1 protein-coding gene is annotated in these 1,039 nt (G+C 41.0%); it reads right to left on the reverse strand.

Annotated features, from left to right (window positions below; all coding sequences use genetic code 11):
• Positions 1-52 precede the first annotated feature (52 nt).
• A complete protein-coding gene (locus tag FTV32_RS17270; protein ID WP_005103080.1) occupies positions 53-985 on the reverse strand; it encodes an IS5 family transposase in 933 nt (310 codons plus the stop codon).
• Between the last annotated feature and the right edge of the window lie 54 nt (positions 986-1,039).

Consider the following 1,039-nt stretch of genomic DNA (forward strand, 5'->3'; position numbering starts at 1 on the left):
GGCTTTGTTGCATAAAGGTTTGAAAGGCTGAGCTCCCTTAAGCTACTCAAATTTAAGAGACAACTTGGGTATGAGGACGACCTAATTCTGTGAATTTATTCAAGACTGCCATGCGTGCATGGATCTCATTCACCTGACTTGGAAAACTCCGCGCTGTTAATTTATCGCCTAATAATTTGATGCAATGCATCTTGGTTTCAACCAAACTTCGACGGTGATAACCAGACCACTTTTTCCAAAGCGATCTGCCTAGCCGTTTGACTGTCTTTAATAATTCGTTCCGCTCTATAGACCTCGCTTGCTGATCCTTCCAAGGCTTTGCATTCTTTCTAGGTGGAATGATCGCATGTGCATCTCGATCTAAAATGACTTGTCGGCAGTGCTTTGTGTCATAAGCACCATCTGTATAAACAGAATCAATTGGTTCATCCAAGGGAATTTGAGCAAGTAAATCTTCGAGTACTTGAGAATCACTGACATTATTTGTGGTGAGTTGTACTGCACGTATTTGCAGGGTTTTAGCATCTATAGCAATGTGAAGCTTACGCCATTGGCGACGATATTCAGCCCCATGTTTCTTGCGTTTCCATTCACCTTCACCAAGAAACTTCAAACCAGTAGAGTCTACGAGCAGATGCAGTCCATCACTACTTTTTTGATAGCTAATCGCAATATCAATATGCTTTTGTCTACGACAAAGGGTGGAATAATCCGGAGCTGTCCAATCTAATCCAGAGAGTTTAATCAGACTTTGAACAAAACCTGTGACCATACGTAAAGAGAGTCGGAATAGTAATTTGATCATTAAGCAGCATTGAATCGCTGTATCGGAGTAGGTTTGATTTCGACCTTGCTTGCCTTGTGATTGTGCATACCACTGAGTCTTTGGATCAAACCAAATGGAAATATTACCTCGGTTAATTAAGGCGCGGTTATAGGATGACCAATTGGTTGTACGGTAGATTTTAGAGGCAGGCTTATTCATTTTGAAATTATATTGCTGAATAAGCTTTTGATGCTAGGTTTGTGCAACAAAGCC

This window comes from Acinetobacter sp. YH16032, assembly GCF_013417345.1.
Lineage (GTDB): Bacteria > Pseudomonadota > Gammaproteobacteria > Pseudomonadales > Moraxellaceae > Acinetobacter.